The organism is Streptomyces sp. NPDC001822, from assembly GCF_042892135.1.
Classification (GTDB): Bacteria; Actinomycetota; Actinomycetes; order Streptomycetales; family Streptomycetaceae; genus Streptomyces.
Window position 1 is genome coordinate 562,037 of record NZ_JBIATW010000001.1, and the last position, 20,274, is coordinate 582,310.

Below are 20,274 nucleotides of genomic sequence, written 5' to 3' on the forward strand. Positions count from 1 at the left end.
TCGCGTACGATCCCGCCTCCCTCCGGGCCGGCGACGCGAGGGCCGGGCGGTCTCAGCGCGGCGGCGTCTCGAAATTCGCGTCCTCGCAGTACGTCACGAGGCGTTCCACCGCCTCCGGGTCGCTGCCGTTCATCGCTGCAGCCGTCGCCTCACCCAGGGTGCGGCCCCCGCCGACGGGCTCGTCCCGGAGCGCGTGCATCGCGAGGAGGACGTCCTGGGCCATGGCCCCCACCTCGTCGAACCCTGACGGCGTCGGAGCCTGCGTGCCCGCGTTCTCGGCCTTCTGCCACGTCCCCAATCGTGAGCAGTAGGTTCCCTGCTGCTCGGCCAGCCACTGTTCGTCGCCGCCCGTGGACGAGGAACACCCCGCCGCCGTCGCCACCAGAGCGAGAACCGGTATCACCGCTCCGAACGCCCGCACCATGTCACTCCCCGGCCGATTCCTCGTCCGCACTGTCAGGCGCGGCTCGCCAGGAGATTACTCCCTCTGCGCGCCTCCGGCCGCCTCGCTCACCGGCACGCACGTGGGCCGGCCGACATCAACTGATGCCGGCCGGCCTGACGTTGCCACGGGGCGCCCCCGCGGAGCGTCCCGGCAACCCGGGACTCCGAAGGGCTCAGGGAACCTTCACCCAGTCGAGGGTGCGCTCCACCGCCTTCTTCCAGCCCGCGTACCCCTCCGCGCGCTGCTCCTCGGACCACTCGGGTGTCCAGCGCTTGGACTCGGCCCAGTGCGTACGCAGTTCGTCCGTGCTTTCCCAGAAGCCCGTGGCGAGTCCGGCCGCGTAGGCCGCGCCGAGCGCGGTCGTCTCCGCGACCACAGGACGGCTGACCGGGACACCGAGCACGTTCGACTGGATCTGCATGCAGAGGTCGTTGGCCGTGACACCACCGTCGACCTTGAGCACGTCGAGGTGGACGCCGGAGTCCTGCTCCATGGCCTCGACCACATCGCGGCTCTGGTAGCAGATGGCCTCCAGGGTCGCCCTGGCCAGATGGGCGTTGTCGTTGTACCTGGCCAGGCCGACGATCGCTCCGCGGGCGTCCGAGCGCCAGTACGGCGCGAACAGACCCGAGAACGCGGGGACGAAGTACATCCCGCCGTTGTCCTCGACGGTGCGCGCCAGTTCCTCGCTCTCGGGTGCCGTCTTGATGATCTTCATCTGGTCGCGCAGCCACTGCACCGCGGACCCGGTGACCGCGATGGAACCCTCCAGCGCGTACACCACCGGCTCGTCACCGAACTGGTAGGCCACCGTGGTGAGCAGCCCGTGCTCGGAGCGGACCAGTTCATGGCCGGTGTTGAGCACGAGGAAGTTGCCCGTGCCATACGTGTTCTTGGCCTCGCCGGGGGAGAAGCAGACCTGTCCGACGGTGGCAGCCTGCTGGTCGCCGAGGACGCCGCCGATGGGGATGGCGGCGCGCAGGGGCCGCGACGTGCGGGTCGCCCCGTACGCCTCCGGGTGCGAGGACGGATTGATCTTGGGAAGCATGCTCCGGGGGATACCGAAGAAGCCCAGGAGCTCGTCGTCCCAGTCGAGCGTCTCCAGGTCCATCAGCATGGTGCGGCTCGCGTTGGTCACGTCGGTGGCGTGGATGCCGCCGTCAGGACCACCGGTCAGGTTCCACAGGACCCAGGCGTCGGTGTTGCCGAAGACGGCGTGGCCGGCCTCGGCCGCTTCCCGCACCCCGTCGACGTTCTCCAGGATCCACTGGATCTTCCCGCCGGAGAAGTACGTCGCCGGCGGTAGGCCGGCCTTCCGGCGGATGACGTCGCCCTTGCCCGAGCGTTCGAGGTTCGCCGCGATGACGTCCGTACGCGTGTCCTGCCACACGATGGCGTTGTAGTAGGGACGCCCGTTGCGGCGGTCCCAGACCACCGTCGTCTCGCGCTGGTTGGTGATGCCGATGGCCGCCAGGTCGGTCGGTGACAGGCCGCCGTATCTCAGGGCGTTCTGGATCACCGAGTTGGTCCGTTCCCAGATCTCCACGGGGTCGTGTTCCACCCACCCCGAACGAGGGAGGATCTGGGCGTGCTCCAGTTGGTGCTTGGCGACCTCGTTGCCGCCGTGATCGAAGATCATGAATCGGGTGCTGGTGGTGCCTTGGTCCACCGCGCCGATGAAGTCCGCCATGATGTTTCACCTCTCCGGCCGGTGCCGTCAGTCCTGGGGTGCCGGGACGCGTCCCGGCGGCTCGGGTTCGGCGACCGGCAGGAATCGGCCGATGAAGCCCTTGTACAGACCCCCGCCGAGCAGGGCGCCGACCACGGGGCCCGCGATGGGGACCCAGAAGTAGAGATTCCCGTACTGGTCCCGCCAGGCTCCGTCGTAGCCGGTGATGAAGCTCGCGAGCCGGGGGCCGAAGTCACGGGCGGGGTTGATCGCATATCCCGCGTTGGTTCCCCACGCCATGCCGATCGCCACCACGACCAGGCCGATGATGAACGGTGCCAGGTTCGCGCCGGGCGGTGTGTTCAGCATGTCGGTGATGGCCATGACCAGCAGGAGCAGGATCGCCGTGCCGATGACCTGGTCGCGGAAGGCGCCCCACTCGTGCACCGGCAGAGCGGTGTTGCCGTTGGCGGGCAGCGTGGAGAAGACGATCTGCGTCTTCTCGGTGTGTCCGGGGTCGGCCTTCGCCAGTGCCTCGGTGTAGTTCCAGCGGACGAGGAGGGCAGCCACGAACGCGCCGGCCGTCTGGGCCAGCGCGTAGGGAGCGACCTTCTTCCAGGGGAATCCCCTGAACGTGGCGAGGGCGATGGTCAGAGCGGGATTCAGATGAGCACCGCTCAGCCGAGCCGCCACGTAGACGCCGAGGGTGACACCCAGGCCCCATGCCCAGGAGATGCTGTCGTGGTTCCCGAGCCCGCCGGGCGGATCCGTCAGGGCGCCGCCCGCCACTACCTGGGCCACCACACCGCACCCGAACAGGATGAGGATCAGGGTGCCCGCGAACTCGGCCGACAGTTCGCCGACCAGTCCGAGTCTTTTTGCTCGCTCAGCCATGGAAGCTCGCCCTCCGCCGGCTGGACCGGCCGTCGATTATGTGAGCAGTGTCAGTAGGCTAAGACGGGGCACAGAAGACCGCATATCAGGACGAAGCGTGCGTCAGCTTCAGGCGCGCCGAACGTGTCACGCCGAGGAGCCGCCGTGGCGCGTACGCGTCCGGCGGCGTGGGGGAGGCCGTCCCGGGCGGGGAACCAGCCGTCCCGGGCGGGGAACCAGCCGTCCCGGGCGGGGAAGCGGCGGACGCCCGTCCGTCGGCCACTGCCCCGATCGGGTGAGAGCGTTCGTCGCGCGGTCCGTGGGCCGGTCGAGTGTGGGGCGAGGGCGGTGCGTGGTCGCGGCCGCCCGTCCGGCCGACGGCGCCGGGCTCCGGCGTGGGGCCGCATCCTTCGAGCGGAGGCGCGTTCGAGGGGCGTCAGGCAGCCGACCAACGTGTGGCAACGAGCGTGGCGTTCACCGGTTCGTGCGTACCCGGGACCGGGCCCGGAACCCGGCGCTACCGTGAGGGGGACGCCGTACACACGCCAGGAGCCCTCGATGAGCGAACAGCCCGTCCCCGACGCGGTCCGCGCACAGTTGGAGCCCTCGGCGGCCGACGCGGTCCGGGCCTACGCGGCGAAGACCCGCGCCGACGCCGACCGCCTCGCCGCCGTCCTGGAGGACATCGCGGCCAACGGGCTGCCGCCCGTCGACGCGTGCACACCCTGGGAGGACCTCCGCGACGCCCGCCTCGCCCACTTCGCCGCCCAGCGCCCCGCGGTGGCCTGATGTCCTCCAGGCGGGCCCGCATCGCCTTCAGCGACTCGGCGGCCAAGCAGCTCGAAGAACTCTCCGAGCGTGCCGTGCACGCCCTGGACCGCACCCTCGTGGTCATCAGCGTCGACCCCGACATCGGCGAACCCCTCCCCGGGACGGGCGCCGAGCCGCCGCTCCGCCAGTACGCCGACGCGATCGAAGAGGTCCGGGTCCTGTACTTCGTCACAGCGCTGCGCACGGTGGTCGTCGTCGCGTACATCGAGGCCTGACCCCGCATTGCTGCCCGCAGTCGGCCCATGACTCGGAAGCCGAAGGGATCACGGCCCTTCCGCAGGCCGCTGGACGGCTCGCCATCGGGGGGCCTCGTCGTCAGGAACGTCCGGCGAGGCGAAGTGGAACGGCACACCAAGGTGACCGGCCAGCGCTCGGCCCGCCTCGGCGGCGGTAGCACCCGCGGGGAATCCGCGACGGTGGTAGACGGTCGCCAAGTGGCCCTCTCCGTCCCCGCCGTCCAGGATCGCGACCAGCAGCACGAACCAATCGTGCACGGTGTCGCCGTCCCAGAGGGCCTCGACCGCAGCTGCACGGCCGGGGAGAGCTGCGGCACGCGCTGCGAGCGACGGGACATCGAGCGGATCGGGCGGCGTGCGCTGCACCTGGTCGCCAAGAGCCGTGTAGCGCGCGTGGACCACGAGCTCCGCCTCGTGCAAGCCCAGCCCCAACGGGCGCAGGGCCCTCCACACGGACCTGATCGCCCGCAGCCGCAGGTCGCTCAGCACGTCCGTGTCGACCTCTCGGCGGGTCCGTTCCTCCAAGTAGGCCCACCAGCCGCTCACTGAACGACCAGCCGGGATCCCAACATGCGTGACATGGGAGTGAATGTACGTCAGCTGCCGAGCCACGAAGCGTGTGGAGGCCGGGGTCGGGGCCGTCTTCTCAGCGTCGCAGCACCGTGGCCCGCGCCCTCGCGACGCGCACCGCGGTGGACAGGCTGTCGATGTCGTAGGCGCCCTGGTGCCGGAGTCCGTTGACGAAGAACGTCGGTGTTCCGGCCACGCCGCTGAGGTCGGCCGACTCCACGTCCTCGGCCACGTGGGCCGACCCGGCGTGGGCGCGCATGTCCCGCTGGAAGCGCTCCGTGTCCAGCCCGATGTCACGGGCGTATCCCACGAGGTGCTCGAACCGGAGCGCCCCCTGGTGGTCCATCAGCATGCTGTGCATCTCCCAGTAACTCCCCTGCGAGGCGGCCGCCTCCGCCGCCTCCGCGGCGATCTGGGCATGCACGTGGACGTCTGTCAGGGGGAGGTGCCGCCAGACGTAGCGGACGTCGCCGAAGTCCCTGAGCAGTTCCCGCAGGACCGGCTCGGCCTCGCCGCAGTACGGGCACTCGTAGTCGCCGTACTCCACGACGGTGACCGGCGCGTGCTGCGGTCCCCGCACGTGGTCGCGCGCGGGATCCACGGGTACGGCGAGGTCGACGATCGTCTCCGCCCTGCCGAGCAGGGCCCGTACCCGCAGCCGGCGGGGGAACAGGGCGATGACGACGGTGGCGAACCGGCTGACCAGGAAGGCGCACAGCACCGCACTCAGGATGCCGATCTTCGCCTCGGTGAGCCGGGGGCCGTCGAAGGCGAGGGTCGCGATGAGGAGGGACACCGTGAAACCGACGCCGGACAGGGTTCCCCCGACGAGGATGGCCCCCCAGCCGACGGGAGGCCTGATCCGCCCGCGGCTGAGGGCGGTGGTCAGTGCCGACGCCGCGAGGACGCCCAGAGGCTTGCCGGCCACGTACCCGACGAGGATGCCGAGGGTCACGGGCGAGGAGAAGGACCGCGCCAACTCGTCGCCGGTGATGTGGATTCCGGCGTTGGCCAGGGCGAAGAGCGGGACGATCACATAGCTGGTCCACGGGTGGAACAGCCTCTGCAGGCGCTCGTTCGGGGAGACGGCCGAGGTGAGGCCCGCGCGCACGGACCGCTCCAGTTCAGGCGTCGGTTGCTCGCGGAAGAGCCGGAACAATCCCGTCGCGCGCTCCAGGTCCTCACGCGACGCCGGATACGCGCAGGTCACAAGGCCCATGGCGAGACCGATCACCACGGGCTCCACGCCGGATTCGAGGAAGACCACCCAGATGGCCAGTGCCAGCACCGCGTAGACCACACCGCGGCGTACCCACAGCCGCCAGGAGAGGAGGATCACGCCCAGGGCGATCAGGGCGCAGACGAGCACGGGCACACGCACGCTCTCGCTGTAGACGACGGTGATCACCGCCAGGGCCAGGAAGTCGTCCACCACCGACATGGTGAGGATGAAGACCCGCAGCCCCGGGGGTGTCCGGCGCCCGATGATGGCGAGCATGCCCAGGGCGAAGGCGGTGTCGGTCGACATCGCCGCTCCCCAGCCCCGTGCCGCACCACTGCCGGCGTTGAAGGCGAGATAGACGGCGACGGGCACGAGCATGCCGCCCGTGCCCGCCGCCAGCGGCAGTACGGTCCTCCGGCGGTCGCGGAGTTCCCCCATGTCGAACTCGCGGCGCGCCTCCAGCCCGACGACGAGGAAGAAGAACGTCATCAGCCCGCTGTTCACCCACGAACGCAGGGACAGCCGCAGCTCGTACGCGCCGATCCGGACGGACAGGTCCGTCAGCCAGAACGTCTCGTAGCCGGTGACCGTGACGTTGACCCAGACGAGGGCCGCGAGCGTCGCCGCCACGAGCGCCACCGCACTGCCGGACTCCGTCCGCAGGAACGTCCGCAACGGTGAGGGTGAGGTGGTGCCGACCTTCGTCTGCCGCGTGAAGGCGGAGCTCCCGTCAGACATACCCAACCGCTCACTAGGCGCCGCGACATGATCCAGACGAATGTAGCATTCCGCCTGTATCGGGCAGTCCCGGCGACCCGACCCGGGCACCGCGACCCGGCCCGGTTACGTACGCGTGCCGGATGCCCGTCCGAGGGAGCCACCGGCTCGACCCGTCGGCGCAGTGCGGCATCCGGATCGGTGATTCGCGGCATCCGGCGCTCCAACGGGTCGTGGGTGGCGGGCCGGTCCGGCCGTCAGCTCTCCAGGCCGTCGAGCACGCTCACGGTCACCCACGCGTAGGCCAGGTGCGGGACGATGTCCGAGACCCAGTCCGAGGCCCCCCAGGTGCGTGGATCGGTCACACCCAGCACCGTCATCGGTCCATTCGTCCCGATGAGGGCACCGATCGAGGCCGCGGTGTACTGAGCGGCCGTGGACGGCCGCCATCCGGCAGCGCGGGCCAGCGCCAGCGCGGCGCCCATGCCGAGCCCGGCGGCGAATCCGGTCATCGGCGCGAGTCCGGCGATCCGGTTCTCCAGCGTCGTGCCCTCACCGGGGATGGGCACATGCAGCTTCTCGGCCAGTCTGCGCAGGGTCACTTCCGGGGTGTTGCTGGCGGCGCGGCCCCGGATCGCCATGTCGGCGTAGCTGACGATGTTGAGCGCGGTCGTCCCGGCCGCTCCGGCTGCCGCCCCGTACAGGAGGGGGCGCATCAAACGGATCATGACGATCCTTCCGTCGCGCGATCGGATGGGCCGGGGCCCACGGCTCTTGCCCCCGAGCGCACCCCAAGCGTCGCATCCCCGCCCCGGCCCCGCATCATCGGCGAGCGGGAGCCCGCAGGGCACGGCGGGTCCTGCCGACGCCCGAGGGCTCGTCGGCGGCACACGGGAGCGGCGCGCGGACCGAGGTTGCCGACCGTGCGCCCAGCCATCAGCCTGGAAGAGACGTCGCACGGCCGGGGCGCCGACGCCCATCCGCGGGAGAAGGGCTGTGCGGGAAGGTGCCGACGATGGCACACGACACTTCATTCACCCTGGACGGCAGCGGGAACGTCTCCGAATGGCACGACGGTGCGAAGAGGTATCCGTCGCTTTCCGCTGCGGACACCGAGGGCATGAGCGCGGGGCAGTTGCTTCGCGCCCTCGTGGAGCTGTCCGAGGACGGCGGCGAACCTCCCGGACAGGTCTCCCTCTCTCTCGACGCCACCCGCGACGACGCCACGACGCGCGTCACCGTGAGGAGTGGTCCGCCCCCTCCCGGCGCGGCGCAACTGGAGGCGGCCTTCGAGTTCTCGGCCTTCGAGCAGTCCACCGCGGGCCTGGAGATGTACGACGCCGAGTCACGTGTCGTACGCAGCAACTCGGCGGTTCTCGCGATGCGCGGACGCACGGCGGATCAGGTGCTCGGGAACCGGGTGGCCGACCTCGGTTCCCGTCTTCCGATGGCGGACTTCCTGCAACAGGTCCTCGACGGCGGTGATCCGGCCGTGCGCGGGAAGGTGCACGGCCACGACGGGCGAGGGCAGCCGAGAGTCTTCGCGGTCACGGCCTTCCGGCTGAGGGACGGCCGGCGGACCATCGGCGCGGGGTCGGTGATCCACGACGTCACCGCACAGGACCGCGCCCAGGGCGCCACGCGCCTCCTCGCCCGCGCGCACGAGACGATCGGCACCACGCTGGACGCGATGCGGACCGCGCGGGAGCTCGCCTCGGTGGCCACCGAGGACTTCGCCGACGCGGTCTCGGTCGACCTCATCGACGCGGTGCTGCAGGGATCGGACGCCCCTCCGCCACCGGTCGGCACCGACATCGCCCTGCGCCGGGCCGCCTTCGAGGCCCCCGGGAACCTTCGGGCCGTCTACGCCGTGGGGGAGATGAGCTACTTCACCTCTCCCACGCCGTACACGCAGGCGATGGCCGACCTCACACCGAGGCTGCTCGCCCCCGACAGATCGCCGTCCGACTGGCTGATGCACGACGTCGCGCGCACCGGCGCCCTGAAGGACGCGCGGATCCACTCGATGATCGTCCTGCCCCTGTCGTTCCACGGGCGGGTCCTGGGACTGGCCAGCTTCTACCGGGGGCCGCGCCACCCGTTGCCGTTCGACCCGCACGACCTGGATCTCGCCGAGCAGGTCAGCGCCACGGCGTGCATCCACATCGAGAACGCGCGCCGCTACACGAGGGAACACACCACGGCGGTCACCCTGCAACGGAAGCTGCTCCCCGAGACGTTTCCCGAACTCTCCGCCGTGAGCACGGCGCACTTCTACACGCCGGGGAGCCGGCACACCGTCTGGTTCGACGTCATCGCCCTGTCCGCGGCCCGCGTCGGCCTCGCCATCGGCCAGGTCCCCCAACAGGGCCTCGACGCGTCGGTCACCATGGGACGCTTCCGGACGGCGCTCGGCACCCTCGCCGCGCTCGAACTTCCCCCCGACGAACTGCTGGCCCACCTGGACGACGTCACAGGCAGGATTCTCCCCGGGAGCCCGGATCCCTGGCCCTCGGCGGCGGACGCCCCCCGGTGTCTGTACGCCGTCTACGACCCCCGGGGCGGGGAACTGACCGCCGCATCGGCCGGCTGGCCCTCCCCGCTCGTCACCTCGGTGACCGGCGAAGTGACGCCCGCGGACGTGCCGGTCGGCGCACCGCTCGGGCAGGGTGCCAGTTACGAGGTGGGGCGCATGACCGTCGCCCCGGAGAGCATGGTCACCCTGTACTCCGAGTCGATCCTGGAGTCGGGCGGGCGCGGGGCGGACCGCATGGCCGAGCTCCGGGGGGCCGCCGCCTGCGCAGGTCACGACCCCAAGGCCACCTGCGACAGCATCGTCCAGGCACTCCTCGGCCGTCAGACCGCCGACGGTGCCGCCATCCTCGCCGTCCACACCCACCGGCTGCCCGACGACCGGGTGGCCACGTGGACGGGTGACCGGAACCCCGCCTCCGTCGCGGACTTCAGGGAGCGGGTCGGCCACCAACTGGAGGAGTGGGGACTCGAATCGCACGTGTTCACCGCTGAGATGGTCGTGAGCGAGCTGGTGACCAACGTGATCCGACACGCGAGCGGCAATCCGACGGTCCGGCTCGTGCGCGACCGGTCTCTGACGATCGAGGTCTCGGACGAGGCATCCACCGCCCCGCACCTGCGCCACGCACGGGTCCAGGACGAGGACGGGCGGGGCCTGATGATCGTCGCCGCTCTTGCCGGGCGATGGGGGACCCGCTACTCCTCGCACGGCAAGGTCATCTGGGTCGAGGAGTCCCTCGACGATGAGGCGGCCGCGTAGGCGCGCCCCGAATCCGCATGGGCACCCGAACCCTCTGGGCACCCGGGCCCGCGCGACGCGGAGCGCGGGCGGGGGCCGGACGTGGCCCGGCCGCGCGGCAGCTCACCGGTCGGTCGGGCTGCCGCGCGGCGCTCCGCCGGCGGCCCCGCCCCCGTACCGGCCGCGTGGCCGAGGGTGCGGGGTGGTCAGGCCAGCATTCCCGAACGCAGCTTGGCCAGTGTGCGGGTGAGGAGACGCGAGACGTGCATCTGGGAGACGTCCAGCTCGGCCCCGATCTGTGACTGCGTCATCTCCTGACCGAAGCGCATCTCGATGATGCGACGCTCGCGGTCGTCGAGCTGTTCTAGGAGAGGTGCCAGGGCGTGCAGGTTCTCCACCGTCTCCATGGCGGAGTCCGGCTCGCCCAGGATGTCGGCGAAGGTCCGGGAGCCCGTGCCGGTGGTCTCACCGGTGTCGGTCGGCAGGTCCAGGGAACCGGCGGTGTAGCCGTTCGACGCGATGATGCCCTCGATGACCTCGTCCTCGGTGAGGTCCAGGAAGGCCGCCAGTTCCTTGGCCGTGGGGTCGCGGTCCATCCGGGTGGCGAGTTCGTCCTTGGCCTTCGCGAGCTCCACGCGCAGTTCCTGGAGCCGCCGCGGGACGTGGACGGCCCAGGTCGTGTCACGGAAGAAGCGCTTGATCTCGCCCACGATGTAGGGGACGGCGAAGGTCGTGAACTCCACCTCCCGGGACAGCTCGAACCGGTCGATGGCCTTGATGAGGCCGATCGTGCCGACCTGCGTGATGTCCTCCATGTCGCCGCTGCCCCGGTTGCGGAAGCGGCGCGCGGCGAACCGGACCAGCGAGATGTTCATCTCGATGAGGGTGCTGCGGGCGTACTGGTGCTCCCTCGTCCCCTCCTCCAGGACCCGCAGCCGCTCGAAGAACAGGGTCGACAGGGCGCGCGCGTCCTTCGGGGCGACCTTGCCCGCGTCCTCGATCCACGGCAGCTCACCTACGCGCTGGGGCGACGGCTCCGTAGCCGACATACCGTCAGCCGGTATGGTGCCTGCGATCTGTTCAGTGATCATCGTTCGTTCCCACCCTTGCTCGTGCCGAGAGCGCTTCGTGCCGAGCCCCTGCCCTGCCTCGGGACGCCCATGCGTGAGATGGCGCAGTTTTTCTTGCTGTGTGGAAACTGTTGTCTCAGGACATCGTAGGATGAGCAGCGCCGTCCACCGGCGCGACCCTGCGGGCGCACCGCGCTGGATCGGAACAGGCCCCTTACGCTGGAGGCCGAGGCCCCAAAGGCGAACCGGGGTTCGGCGCGGCACGACGAGAAACAGGACCACGTGGACAGATTCGCTGCCGTCGAGCGGGAGCTGCGCAAGGCCGCTCCCCATCTCCTCGTCGAGGTCGTCGCGGCGGCCCTGCGGGAGCACTACGACGTGCAGAGCGTCGAGTTGCGGCTCGCCGACTACGGGATGACCACGCTTCAGGTGGTGGCCGAGGCCCCCCTCGCCGAACCCGTGCACGTCCACGACAGCCCGCAGGGACGGGCCTTCGGTGCCCAGGAACCGTACGTGGAATCCCGGTCCACGCCGGGCCCCGTCACCGCGCACCTTCCCGTGACCGTCCGCGGCGACCGGCTGGGCGTTCTCACCGTCACCCTGCCCGAGGGCGGCTGCTCCGCCGAGGACCTCGCGGAGATGCTGCAGATCGGTGAGGCGCTGGGCCACGAGATCCTCGTCGCCGAGAGGGACACCGACCTCTACCTCCTGGCGCGCCGCGCCACCCGGCTGACCCTCGCCGCGGAGATGCAGTGGCAGCTGCTCCCCGGCCGTTCCGTGAGACGGCCCGAGTTCTCGCTCGGCGCCCACCTGGAACCGGCCTACGCGATCTTCGGAGACAACTTCGACTGGTCCGTGTCGGCCCACCACCTCACGCTCACCGTCACCAACGGCATGGGCAAGGGGATGGAGGCGGCCCTGCTGACCAATCTCGTCGTCAACGCGCTGCGCAACGCCCGGCGCGCCGGCCTGGACCTCCCCGGCCAGGCCAGCCTCGCCGACCAGGCCGTCTACGCCGAGTACCGCGGCACGCTGCACGCCGCCGTCCTGCTGCTGCGCTTCGATCTGGCGACCGGAGAGGTCGAGGCCGTGGACGCCGGATCGCCCCGCATGTGGCGGCTTCGGGACCGCAGCGTGGAGTCGCTCGGCTTCGACGCCCAGCTTCCGCTCGGCATGTTCGAAGAGACGGAGTATGTGACGGAGCGCCTGCGCGTCGAACCGGGCGACCGGCTGCTCATCGGGAGCGACGGGGTCTACGACAGCGCTTCGGCGGGTGGCGAGCGCTACGGGGAGCGCGCCCTCGCGCGGTCTCTGTCCGCGCACCGCCTGCTGCCCTCGGAGCAGGTGCCGCTCGCGGTGCTCCGCGACCTGCGCTCCTACCGGGGTGACACGCCCCTGGACGACGACGCCCTGGTCGTCTGCATGGACTGGTTCGGCAGGCAGCCCTCCACGGGTGATGTGTCCGCCTGACCTGCCGCCGCGGCCTCAGCCGGTCGAGCGCAAAGGTCTCGCGCCGCCGCTGTCCTGCCCCGAGGCCGTGTTGCGGAAGGCCCTGAGTCCTTCCAGCAGGGCCCGGCGCGACTTGGCCGGCATGGCGTCGATCGTGGACATCAGCACCTCTTCCCTGCGCATCCGCAGGTCGACGAGGTACGCCTTGCCGTGACCGGTCAGGCGCAGCTCCAGTTCCCGGCGGCTCACCGGGCTGGGAGTGCGCTCCACGAACCCCGTGGCCTGCAGCCGGTCGCACAGCCTGCTGACCGAAGGGGAGGCCGAGCCCAGGGCCTCGGCGAGCATCCGCAGATTGATGCCCTCCTCCCGGTCCAGGATGTACAGCACGCGGAGCTGGGAAGGGGAGACCGGGCCCGTGGGCACGGCCTCACGCCCGTGTTCCCACAGGACTTCCAGGAGTTCGACGAATTCGGAACCCTCGCGGGCCGCTTCCCTGGACCGCTGGTCGGGTTCGGGGTTCAGGCCCATGGTGATGACACTCCGATCCGGCTAAGCCTCACACGTCCGTCTGGCCACCGGACCGGGCAAGCGAGCCGGGCATTCAACGCGCTCGTACGGAAAGCCAGGACATAGGTTCCGGGGCACACGCGTGGCCCCGGACATCGTACCCCTGTCACCCACGGTTCTCAGGTCCCGGCGAACCCCGGTATGTTTCCTTATGACAATAGTTGCCATGGAGTACGGTTCACTGGCGACATCCGATGTGTGATCTTCGGCGGTCACCGTCGCTCCTGCCGCGACGGCCACCGTCCCCCGGCCTGGAGTACTGACACCCATGACGCACAGCCCGAACCTCGTCCTCACCGTCCTGCACCCGGCGGACTCCGTCGCGGTGCTCACCGTGGCCGGGGAGATCGACGTGGACAGCGCGCCGGCCCTGCGGACGAAGGCCATGGAACTGATCAGGCAGGGGAGGCCGCACCTCGTGCTGGACCTCGCGCCCGTGGAGTTCTGCGACTCCTCGGGCCTCAACACGATGATCGGCATCCTGCGCTACGCGAAGGACCGGTACGGTTCCCTGTCGCTGGTGGCGGCCCCGCCCCACGTCACGAGGCTGCTGGACGTCACGGGGGTGGGCGTCCTGATGCCGGTCCTTCCCACCACGTCCGAGGCCCTCGAAGGCCTCGTGGCGCCCGGCGGGACGAACGAGGGGCACGGAACCGCCTGAGCCCCCGGCCCCGTCCGGCGCCCGGACCAGCGTGTCCACCTGCTGCAAGGAGAGACCCCGCGGCAGGGAGGCGTAGCCACCGGTGTTGAAGAACAGGCCCCCGACGAAGTGGATCCGGGCACCCGTCGCGTCTCCCGGACCGGACCCGCGCCAGGCGGGTGCTGGCTCAGTGGTCGTCGCCCGGGTTCCGGGGAAGGGTCGTGGCGGTGTCGAGGAAGAAGGAATCGATGCTCTGCACGGTCTCGATGAAGTCGTCGAGATTGACGGGCTTGGTGACGTAGGCGTTGGCGTGCTGGCGGTAGGCGTCGTCGATGTCGTCCGGCGCGGCGGACGTGGTCAGCACGACGATCGGGATGCTCGACAGATCAGGGTCGTTCTTGAGGACGTTGAGCAGCTCGCGGCCGTTCATCCGGGGCATGTTCAGATCGAGCACGATCAGGTCGGGCCGGTCGGTCCGCGGGTCGCGGAGGTACTCCAGGGCCGCGACGCCGTCGTCGGCCCGCTGTATCCCGCGCGCCATGCCCTGTTCGGTCAGGGCCTCCTCGATGAGCATGGCGTCGGCCATGTCGTCCTCGACGAGCAGAACGGTGTAGGTGCGGGGGGCGAGGCCGTTCATGTGGGGACTCCGGGTCTGGTCGTGGGGCAGCGGTCGTGATGCGGGACGGGCGGTGAAGACGAGTCCGGGCCAGCGTTTGCGGGCGCCCTGGCGGCTGACGCCCCAGGCTCTGCCCAGCTGCGGGTAGCCGGCGCCCTCCTGTGCGGCGGCCCGTGCGGCCAGGGCCGCACACTCCTCCACCGCGCGTCCGAGGTACGCCAGGGCTTGCAGCGACGCCAGCGCCTCGTTCCGGAGCCCGTCCGGACCCGGCCCGTCGGCATCCGCGGCCGGAGTGTGCGGGACGAGCTGCCGGGCGGCTTCGGCGACGGCCTGTCGGGCCCGCTCGGCCAGTTCCTCCTGCTCCGGAGTCAAGCGCGTCTCCACTGCCATGGGAGCACCGTAGACGCCAACCGGACCCGGGGACAACCATGGTTGTCCCCGGGGGTAGGGTGACGCCGCCCAGGCGTGCCGCCGGGACGAGGAGGATGGACCCGACGTGCCGATCGACACAGCGCCGCAGCAGGCCCCCGCAGCACCGTCCGCCGGACCGGGCTGGACCACCCGCGGCTGGCTGGGTGTCTGCTCAGCGGGCGCACTCGTCGTCCTCCTCGCACTCGCCGGGTGCGGGGTGTGGGTCCTCGCCCACGCCACCGACGTCAACAAGCAGCTCACCGAACGCTGGTCGCCCGCCCTGATCGCCTCCGTCCGCATGGAGAGCGCCCTGATCAACCAGGAGACGGGCATCCGGGGGTACGGCATGACGGGCAAGCGCGCGTTCCTCAGCCCCTACCGGGACGGCCTCGCCCAGCAGTCGGCCGCGACCGCCGAACTGTCGCGCCTGGTCCGCGGCAACGAAGGGGCCGTGCGCGACCTGGCCACGGTGCGGGAGCGCTCCGAGCAGTGGCAGAACACCACGGCCCGGCCGATCAGCGAATCGGGCGACCCCGCGGGCTCCGCCCTGCGGCACATCGAGTCGGGCAAGGCGGCGTTCGACGCCCTCCGCACGGCGCTGTCCGGACAGCAGACCCGCATCGAGGCCGAGAGGGACCGGTCCCGCGAGGCCCTGCAGCAGGCGCGCGACCTCCGCAACACGGTGTTCATCGCCATCGGCGGCGTGGTCCTCGCCCTCATCGCCCTCGCTTTCGCGGGGCTGCGCCGGGGCGTCCAGGTACCCCTCGACCGGCTGCGCACCGATGTGCGGAAGATCGCGGACGGCCGGTTCGACCATTCCATCGCCCCCTCCGGCCCCGCCGACCTGCGCGCACTGGCGACGGACGTGGACGGGATGCGCCGACGTCTCGCCGACGAACTGGAGTTCAGCGACCGCGCCCGCTCGGAACTCGACGAACGGGCTACGGAACTGCGCCGCTCCAACGAGGAACTGGAGCAGTTCGCCTACGTCGCCTCTCACGACCTTCAGGAACCGCTCCGCAAAATCGCCAGCTTCTGCCAGTTGCTGGAGCGCCGCTACGCGGACCAGCTCGACGACCGCGCCAAGCAGTACATCGCGTTCGCCGTCGACGGTGCCAACCGCATGCAGACACTCATCAACGACCTCCTCACCTTCTCCCGTGTCGGACGCCTGCACGCACAGGACGCCGACGTGAGCACCGAGGACCTGCTGCGTCGTACCACCAACGCGCTGGGTGTCGCAGTGGAGGAGGCCGGGGCGGTCATCACCCACGACCCGCTCCCCGCCGTACACGGTGATCCGACCCAGCTCGGGGTGCTCCTGCAGAACCTGATCTCCAACGCCGTCAAGTTCCGGGCCCCCGGTGTCGTGCCCCGGGTGCACATCAGCGCTGTGGAACGGAAGGCCGCCACGGACGCGCCCTCCGGAGGGGCCGGCGGCCCCCGCTGGGAGTTCGCGGTGAGCGACAACGGCATCGGGATCGGACCGGAGTACGCCGAGCGGATCTTCGTGATCTTCCAGCGCCTCCACACACGCGACAGCTATCCGGGCAACGGCATCGGCCTCGCCCTCTGCAAGAAGATCGTCGAGTACCACGGTGGCGCGATCAGCCTCGACACCACCCACACCCCCGGCACCCGCTTCGTCTTCACCCTGCCGCCCGCCCGTTCGGACGCGCCGGAGACGGACAGCCCGTAGCCGGTGTCGAGCGCGGATCGTCGTGCCTCCGCGGGCGGCGGCCCGCCCCGGTCGCCGCCCGCTCCCACCTGGTACTACTGGTCTCCACGGGGCAGAAGAACTCGACGGCGGGGGCCGCATGTTGCTGGGGCGCGGTGCGGAGCAGGACCGGATCGACCGGATCCTCGCCGACTGCAGGCAGGGGAGGGGCGCCGGGCTGCTGCTGCACGGCGATGCGGGGATAGGCAAGACCGCGCTGCTCGACCACGCCGCGGCGGGAGCGGGCGGAATGCGCCTGCTGCGCACCGAAGGCATCGAATCGGAGATGGACCTGGCCTTCGGCGGGCTGCATCAGCTGTTCCTGCCCGTGCTGGACCTCGTCGACGGGCTCCCGCTGCCCCAGGCCACCGCGATGCGGGCGGTCTTCGGCCTCGGCGACCACGTCGTTGAGGACCCGTTCGTCATCGGCCTCGGAGTGCTTTCGATGCTCTCGCGGCTCGGCGCCGACGCCCCGCTCCTGTGCCTGATCGACGACGTGCAGTGGCTCGACCAGCCGACTGTGGACGCACTCACCTTCGCGGCCCGCAGGCTCGGCACCGAGGCCGCCGCCCTGCTCTTCGCCGCGCGCGACGGTGCCCCCGGCAGCTCGGCCCACGGGCTTCCCACGCTGCACATCGGGGGACTCGACCGGGCGGCGGCGGCGTCTCTGGTCACCGGACTGCTGCCGTCCGTCGCGGAGACGATCATCGAGCAGGCGCACGGCAACCCACTCGCCCTCCTCGATCTGCCGGGCGCGCTCACCCCGGCCCAGCGGGCGGGGCAGCTCGGCCCGCTGGCGCTGCCCGAAGGGCCGTCCACGCTGCCCGGCCGGCTCCAGGACTCGTTCGCCCGCCAGATCGGCCTACTGCCCGACGCGACCCGGGTGGCGCTGCTGGCCGCCGCCGCGGACGACACCGGGGAACTGCCCCTTGTGCTGGCGGCCGCGGGCCGGCTGGGGGCCGCACTGGAGGACCTGGAACCCGCCGAACGAGCGGGTCTCGTCTCCCTGTCCAGCCGGACGCTGCGCTTCCGGCACCCCCTGGTGCGGAACGCCGCCTATCAGGGAGCCCCGCTGGTCAGGCGCATAGCCGCCCACGAAGCCCTGGCGGCGACGCTGGACACGGACCGGCACGGGCACCGGCGGGCATGGCACCTCGCGGCGGCGGCGACGGGACCCGACGAACGGGTCGCCGCAGAGCTGGAGCACGTCGCGGAGTGGGCCGGCAGCCGGCAGGCGATGGCGTCCGCGTCGGCCGCGTACGAGCGGGCCGCCCAGCTCACGGAGGACCCGCGGAGGCGGGCCCGACGACTGGTCAGGGCGGCCCAGAAGGCCGCCGAAGCGGGCCAGGACGTGCGTGCCGGCATCCTCGCCGACCAGGTGCCGCTCCCCCTGACCGATCCCGGTACAGCGGCCGATCTCTCCCGCGTCCGGGCCGTGGTCGAGCTCGGGTACGGCAGCCCGGCGACCGCCGGGCGCATCCTCCTGGACTCCGCGGACGCCGTCTCGCCCAGCCGCCCCGACAAACTCGCCTCCCTGCTCACCGACGCCGTGCACGCGGCCCTCTCCGCGGCGGACACCGCGCTCATCCGCCGGATCGCGGACCGCGACCCGGAGCTGCCCGTGCCGGCAGTGCCCGCCCTCCTGCTCAGCGGCCGGATTCCGGAGGCCCTGGACACGTTGCACACGCTCGTCACAGCCTGCGGACCTTCCCGGACCGGGCTCATGAACCGGCTGATGACCGGTATCTACTGCCAGTTGACCGGCGACCACGAAACCGCGCACGAGATCGCCACCGCCGCCGTGGAGCTCTGCCGCAGCCGGGGCATCAGCGGATGGCTTCCCACCGCGCTGCACCTGCTGGCGGTGGCGGAGGTCTCGCTCGGCAGGTTCGACGGGGCGCGGGCGCACGCGTCCGAAGCGCTGCGGCTCGCCGACCACCACGACCTCGATCACCGGGCGGCCCATCTCCGCTCCGTCCTGGCGGTACCGGCCGCCGTCCGGGGAGATGAGGAGACCACCCGTTCCCTGACGGACAAGGCGCTGGACTACACCCGTCCGCGCGGCGTCGGGCAGGGTACGGCGACCGCCCTGTGGGCCCTGGGCCTGCTTGAGCTCGGACTCGGCCGGGCACACGAGGCGCTCGGACATCTCGACGAGGCACTTGCGGCAGCCGGGCACCCCGTGCTCGCCCACCACCTGCTGCCCGACCTCGCCGAGGCCGCCGTGCGCGCGGGCTGCCCGGAACGGGCGGTGGAGCCCGCCCGTCGCCTCGCGGACTGGGCCGCGGCCACGGGGCACCCGGCCCCGACCGCCGCGGCCCACCGCTGCGCGGCCCTGACCGGCGCCGGCACCGAGGCCGAGCACCACTTCGAGTCCGCGCTGCGGGCCCATGCGAGCGGCAGCGGATTCGAGCGGGCCCGGACCGAACTCGCCTACGGCGAATGGCTGCGCCGGATGCGGCGCAGCGTCGATGCCCGCGACCACCTCCACGAGGCGCTGACCACCTTCGAACAGCTGGACGCCCGCCCCTGGGCCGGGCGGGCCCGTGCCGAGCTGCGGGCGGCGGGCGGGAACCAGGACACGTCCGGGGACGGCGCCGACATCCGGATCAGCCGGCTGAGCCCGCAGGAGCGGGAGGTCGTGCGACTCGCCGCCACGGGGGCGACCAACCGGCAGATCGCCACCCGGCTGTCCCTGAGTCCGCGCACCGTGGGGCATCACCTCTACCGGGCCTTCCCCAAGCTCGGCATCGGTTCACGGAGCGAACTGGCCGCGCTCCTGGCGTCATGACACGGGCGCCGAGTAGATCATCCGGATCTCGGCCGTGCGATAACCGGCCCGGGCGAACGCCGCCGCCATCGGGGCGTTGCCCGTATCCGTGGTCGCGGTGATCAGCTCCGCGCCGGACTCCGCCTGGACCCGGGTGATCTCGGCGAGCACGTCGTCGACGTATCCCCGCCCGCGGAACTCCGGGACGACGCCCAGGTAGCCGACGTTGCGGTTGTACGGCGTGGCCGAGGGGATCGCGAGGCCCGCGATCTCGCCCTCGGCGTTGCGGGCCAGCCGCCACCACTCCCGCTCGCCGGGGCAGCCGAGGTAGAAGTCCATCGCCTCCCGGGCGGTGGCCTCGGGACCGAGGGTCGCCAGATTCCGTCGGGTCTCACCGTCCAGGCTGCCTTCGGCGATCCGCTGGAACACCTCCAGGAACTCCTCGTCGGTCGCCGGGGTGAAGGTGAGCCGGCCACGCGAGCGAGGCACCCCCGCCTCGGGGCGCCATTCCAGACGCAGGCGCTCCACCTCGTCCGTCAGCCCGGCGGCCAGCGCCGCTGTGCGGCGCCACGCGAGGGCGCCGGCCACGGCCGGGTCCGAGCGCCAGTCGGGCCGCAACGTCAGGTTGTACAGCGGGGCTCTGGGCGCGCCCTGCGAGGCGAAGGCATCCAGACCGGCGGTCAGGAGTTCGGTGGCCAGTGCCGACGGATCGGTGACGGAGCCGTCCACGTGCAGGCAGTCGAGAGCGATCGGGTGCGTGCTGGAGGCCTGCCCCCACCACAGCGCCCGAGCCACGACCCGGTCGTCCTCCTCGGCGATCCAGGTCCATTCCGGCCGGTACATACCCTGGCCGAGCTCGTCGACATAGCGATCGGCCTCGATCCAGCCGACGGGTTCGTCGACGGTGACGGCGACGACACGCTCGAGGTCGACCTCGGTCGTAGGGCGAATGATCATGTAGTTCCTCTGTGTACGACGTACGTGGTGATGACGCGCCCGGAGACGGTGCGACGCCAGAACACTAGGCGGGGCGGCGGCCACCGGCATCGGTCGTCACGACTTAACGTGGTCGACCGCCGGGCTGCGCAGGGTTACGGGCCGCGCGGGGCTCCGGTCTGCGCGGAGCGGGGAATGCACCCCGCTCCCGGGCGGCTCCGCCCCGTTACCGCCCGGCGCGGTGCGCCGACGACGTCCGCG

At 71.4% G+C, this 20,274-nt stretch carries 17 protein-coding genes; 7 read left to right on the forward strand and 10 right to left on the reverse strand.

Going from position 1 to position 20,274, the window contains the following annotated elements; all coding sequences use genetic code 11:
- Nucleotides 1-52 precede the first annotated feature (52 nt).
- The 3 genes from ACFYY2_RS02665 to ACFYY2_RS02675 form a co-directional block, all read right to left on the reverse strand.
- Entirely contained in the window at nucleotides 53-424 is a 372-nt protein-coding gene (locus ACFYY2_RS02665; protein WP_388735998.1) for a hypothetical protein, read from the reverse strand.
- 193 nt (nucleotides 425-617) lie between these two features.
- Nucleotides 618-2,135 (reverse strand): glycerol kinase GlpK, encoded by a 1,518-nt coding sequence (glpK, locus tag ACFYY2_RS02670; protein ID WP_388736000.1) that lies wholly within the window; start codon nucleotides 2,133-2,135, stop codon nucleotides 618-620.
- Nucleotides 2,136-2,162: 27 nt separating this feature from the next.
- The gene (locus ACFYY2_RS02675; protein WP_388736003.1) at nucleotides 2,163-3,008 is read right to left on the reverse strand and encodes an MIP/aquaporin family protein; all 846 of its coding nucleotides are present in this window, start codon (nucleotides 3,006-3,008) and stop codon (nucleotides 2,163-2,165) included.
- Between the two features lie 537 nt (nucleotides 3,009-3,545).
- Between ACFYY2_RS02675 and ACFYY2_RS02680 the strand changes: the two genes are divergently transcribed.
- Nucleotides 3,546-3,776 carry a hypothetical protein gene (locus ACFYY2_RS02680; RefSeq protein WP_388736005.1) on the forward strand — a complete coding sequence of 77 codons (231 nt, stop codon included), beginning with the start codon at nucleotides 3,546-3,548 and terminating at the stop codon, nucleotides 3,774-3,776.
- Nucleotides 3,776-4,033, forward strand: coding sequence for a hypothetical protein (locus ACFYY2_RS02685; protein ID WP_388736008.1), 258 nt, complete (start codon nucleotides 3,776-3,778; stop codon nucleotides 4,031-4,033). Before ACFYY2_RS02680 ends, ACFYY2_RS02685 begins: the two co-directional genes overlap by 1 nt.
- A 48-nt stretch (nucleotides 4,034-4,081) precedes the next feature.
- Here ACFYY2_RS02685 and ACFYY2_RS02690 read toward each other — a convergent pair whose 3' ends face one another.
- The 3 genes from ACFYY2_RS02690 to ACFYY2_RS02700 all read right to left on the reverse strand — a co-directional run bounded on the left by ACFYY2_RS02690 (nucleotide 4,082) and on the right by ACFYY2_RS02700 (nucleotide 7,291).
- Complete coding sequence (locus tag ACFYY2_RS02690; RefSeq protein ID WP_388736010.1) at nucleotides 4,082-4,600, reverse strand: hypothetical protein; 519 nt, start codon at nucleotides 4,598-4,600, stop codon at nucleotides 4,082-4,084.
- 100 nt (nucleotides 4,601-4,700) lie between these two features.
- The gene (gene nhaA / locus ACFYY2_RS02695; RefSeq protein ID WP_388736012.1) at nucleotides 4,701-6,584 is read right to left on the reverse strand and encodes a Na+/H+ antiporter NhaA; all 1,884 of its coding nucleotides are present in this window, start codon (nucleotides 6,582-6,584) and stop codon (nucleotides 4,701-4,703) included.
- A gap of 236 nt (nucleotides 6,585-6,820) precedes the next feature.
- Nucleotides 6,821-7,291 carry a hypothetical protein gene (locus tag ACFYY2_RS02700; protein ID WP_388736015.1) on the reverse strand — a complete coding sequence of 157 codons (471 nt, stop codon included), beginning with the start codon at nucleotides 7,289-7,291 and terminating at the stop codon, nucleotides 6,821-6,823.
- 287 nt (nucleotides 7,292-7,578) lie between these two features.
- On the opposite strand from ACFYY2_RS02700, the gene ACFYY2_RS02705 reads away from it, so the two are divergent.
- Complete coding sequence (locus ACFYY2_RS02705; protein ID WP_388736017.1) at nucleotides 7,579-9,858, forward strand: SpoIIE family protein phosphatase; 2,280 nt, start codon at nucleotides 7,579-7,581, stop codon at nucleotides 9,856-9,858.
- 185 nt (nucleotides 9,859-10,043) lie between these two features.
- Here ACFYY2_RS02705 and ACFYY2_RS02710 read toward each other — a convergent pair whose 3' ends face one another.
- A complete protein-coding gene (locus ACFYY2_RS02710) occupies nucleotides 10,044-10,886 on the reverse strand; it encodes a SigB/SigF/SigG family RNA polymerase sigma factor (protein ID WP_388736021.1) in 843 nt (280 codons plus the stop codon).
- Between the two features lie 303 nt (nucleotides 10,887-11,189).
- Between ACFYY2_RS02710 and ACFYY2_RS02715 the strand changes: the two genes are divergently transcribed.
- Entirely contained in the window at nucleotides 11,190-12,377 is a 1,188-nt protein-coding gene (locus tag ACFYY2_RS02715; RefSeq protein WP_388736023.1) for a PP2C family protein-serine/threonine phosphatase, read from the forward strand.
- A gap of 15 nt (nucleotides 12,378-12,392) precedes the next feature.
- On the opposite strand, the gene ACFYY2_RS02720 is transcribed toward ACFYY2_RS02715, so the two are convergent.
- A complete protein-coding gene (locus ACFYY2_RS02720) occupies nucleotides 12,393-12,884 on the reverse strand; it encodes a MarR family winged helix-turn-helix transcriptional regulator (protein WP_388736026.1) in 492 nt (163 codons plus the stop codon).
- A gap of 307 nt (nucleotides 12,885-13,191) precedes the next feature.
- On the opposite strand from ACFYY2_RS02720, the gene ACFYY2_RS02725 reads away from it, so the two are divergent.
- Nucleotides 13,192-13,584, forward strand: coding sequence for an STAS domain-containing protein (locus ACFYY2_RS02725; RefSeq protein WP_388736029.1), 393 nt, complete (start codon nucleotides 13,192-13,194; stop codon nucleotides 13,582-13,584).
- A 166-nt stretch (nucleotides 13,585-13,750) separates the two neighbouring features.
- Here ACFYY2_RS02725 and ACFYY2_RS02730 read toward each other — a convergent pair whose 3' ends face one another.
- Nucleotides 13,751-14,569: a response regulator gene (locus ACFYY2_RS02730; RefSeq protein WP_388736032.1), complete on the reverse strand. Its 819-nt coding sequence runs from the start codon at nucleotides 14,567-14,569 to the stop codon at nucleotides 13,751-13,753.
- Between the two features lie 106 nt (nucleotides 14,570-14,675).
- Between ACFYY2_RS02730 and ACFYY2_RS02735 the strand changes: the two genes are divergently transcribed.
- Both ACFYY2_RS02735 and ACFYY2_RS02740 read left to right on the forward strand, forming a co-directional pair.
- Entirely contained in the window at nucleotides 14,676-16,289 is a 1,614-nt protein-coding gene (locus tag ACFYY2_RS02735; protein ID WP_388736035.1) for an ATP-binding protein, read from the forward strand.
- Nucleotides 16,290-16,407: 118 nt separating this feature from the next.
- On the forward strand, nucleotides 16,408-19,098 hold the full coding sequence (locus ACFYY2_RS02740) for an ATP-binding protein (protein ID WP_388736038.1): 2,691 nt from the start codon (nucleotides 16,408-16,410) through the stop codon (nucleotides 19,096-19,098).
- Here the strand turns inward: ACFYY2_RS02740 and ACFYY2_RS02745 are convergent.
- Nucleotides 19,093-20,034 carry a GNAT family N-acetyltransferase gene (locus tag ACFYY2_RS02745; protein ID WP_388736041.1) on the reverse strand — a complete coding sequence of 314 codons (942 nt, stop codon included), beginning with the start codon at nucleotides 20,032-20,034 and terminating at the stop codon, nucleotides 19,093-19,095. The two genes, ACFYY2_RS02740 and ACFYY2_RS02745, sit on opposite strands and share 6 nt — an antisense overlap.
- Nucleotides 20,035-20,274: the final 240 nt, after the last annotated feature.

Bases quoted from the DNA above. Each gene is read 5' to 3' on its own strand.
- ACFYY2_RS02665 (WP_388735998.1), bottom strand. From the start codon at position 424: ATGGTGCGGGCGTTCGGAGCGGTGATACCGGTTCTCGCTCTGGTGGCG.
- glpK (WP_388736000.1), bottom strand. From the start codon at position 2,135: ATGGCGGACTTCATCGGCGCGGTGGACCAAGGCACCACCAGCACCCGA.
- ACFYY2_RS02675 (WP_388736003.1), bottom strand. From the start codon at position 3,008: ATGGCTGAGCGAGCAAAAAGACTCGGACTGGTCGGCGAACTGTCGGCC.
- ACFYY2_RS02680 (WP_388736005.1), top strand. From the start codon at position 3,546: ATGAGCGAACAGCCCGTCCCCGACGCGGTCCGCGCACAGTTGGAGCCC.
- ACFYY2_RS02685 (WP_388736008.1), top strand. From the start codon at position 3,776: ATGTCCTCCAGGCGGGCCCGCATCGCCTTCAGCGACTCGGCGGCCAAG.
- nhaA (WP_388736012.1), bottom strand. From the start codon at position 6,584: ATGTCTGACGGGAGCTCCGCCTTCACGCGGCAGACGAAGGTCGGCACC.
- ACFYY2_RS02700 (WP_388736015.1), bottom strand. From the start codon at position 7,291: ATGATCCGTTTGATGCGCCCCCTCCTGTACGGGGCGGCAGCCGGAGCG.
- ACFYY2_RS02705 (WP_388736017.1), top strand. From the start codon at position 7,579: ATGGCACACGACACTTCATTCACCCTGGACGGCAGCGGGAACGTCTCC.
- ACFYY2_RS02710 (WP_388736021.1), bottom strand. From the start codon at position 10,886: ATGTCGGCTACGGAGCCGTCGCCCCAGCGCGTAGGTGAGCTGCCGTGG.
- ACFYY2_RS02720 (WP_388736026.1), bottom strand. From the start codon at position 12,884: ATGGGCCTGAACCCCGAACCCGACCAGCGGTCCAGGGAAGCGGCCCGC.
- ACFYY2_RS02725 (WP_388736029.1), top strand. From the start codon at position 13,192: ATGACGCACAGCCCGAACCTCGTCCTCACCGTCCTGCACCCGGCGGAC.
- ACFYY2_RS02730 (WP_388736032.1), bottom strand. From the start codon at position 14,569: ATGGCAGTGGAGACGCGCTTGACTCCGGAGCAGGAGGAACTGGCCGAG.
- ACFYY2_RS02740 (WP_388736038.1), top strand. From the start codon at position 16,408: ATGTTGCTGGGGCGCGGTGCGGAGCAGGACCGGATCGACCGGATCCTC.
- ACFYY2_RS02745 (WP_388736041.1), bottom strand. From the start codon at position 20,034: ATGATCATTCGCCCTACGACCGAGGTCGACCTCGAGCGTGTCGTCGCC.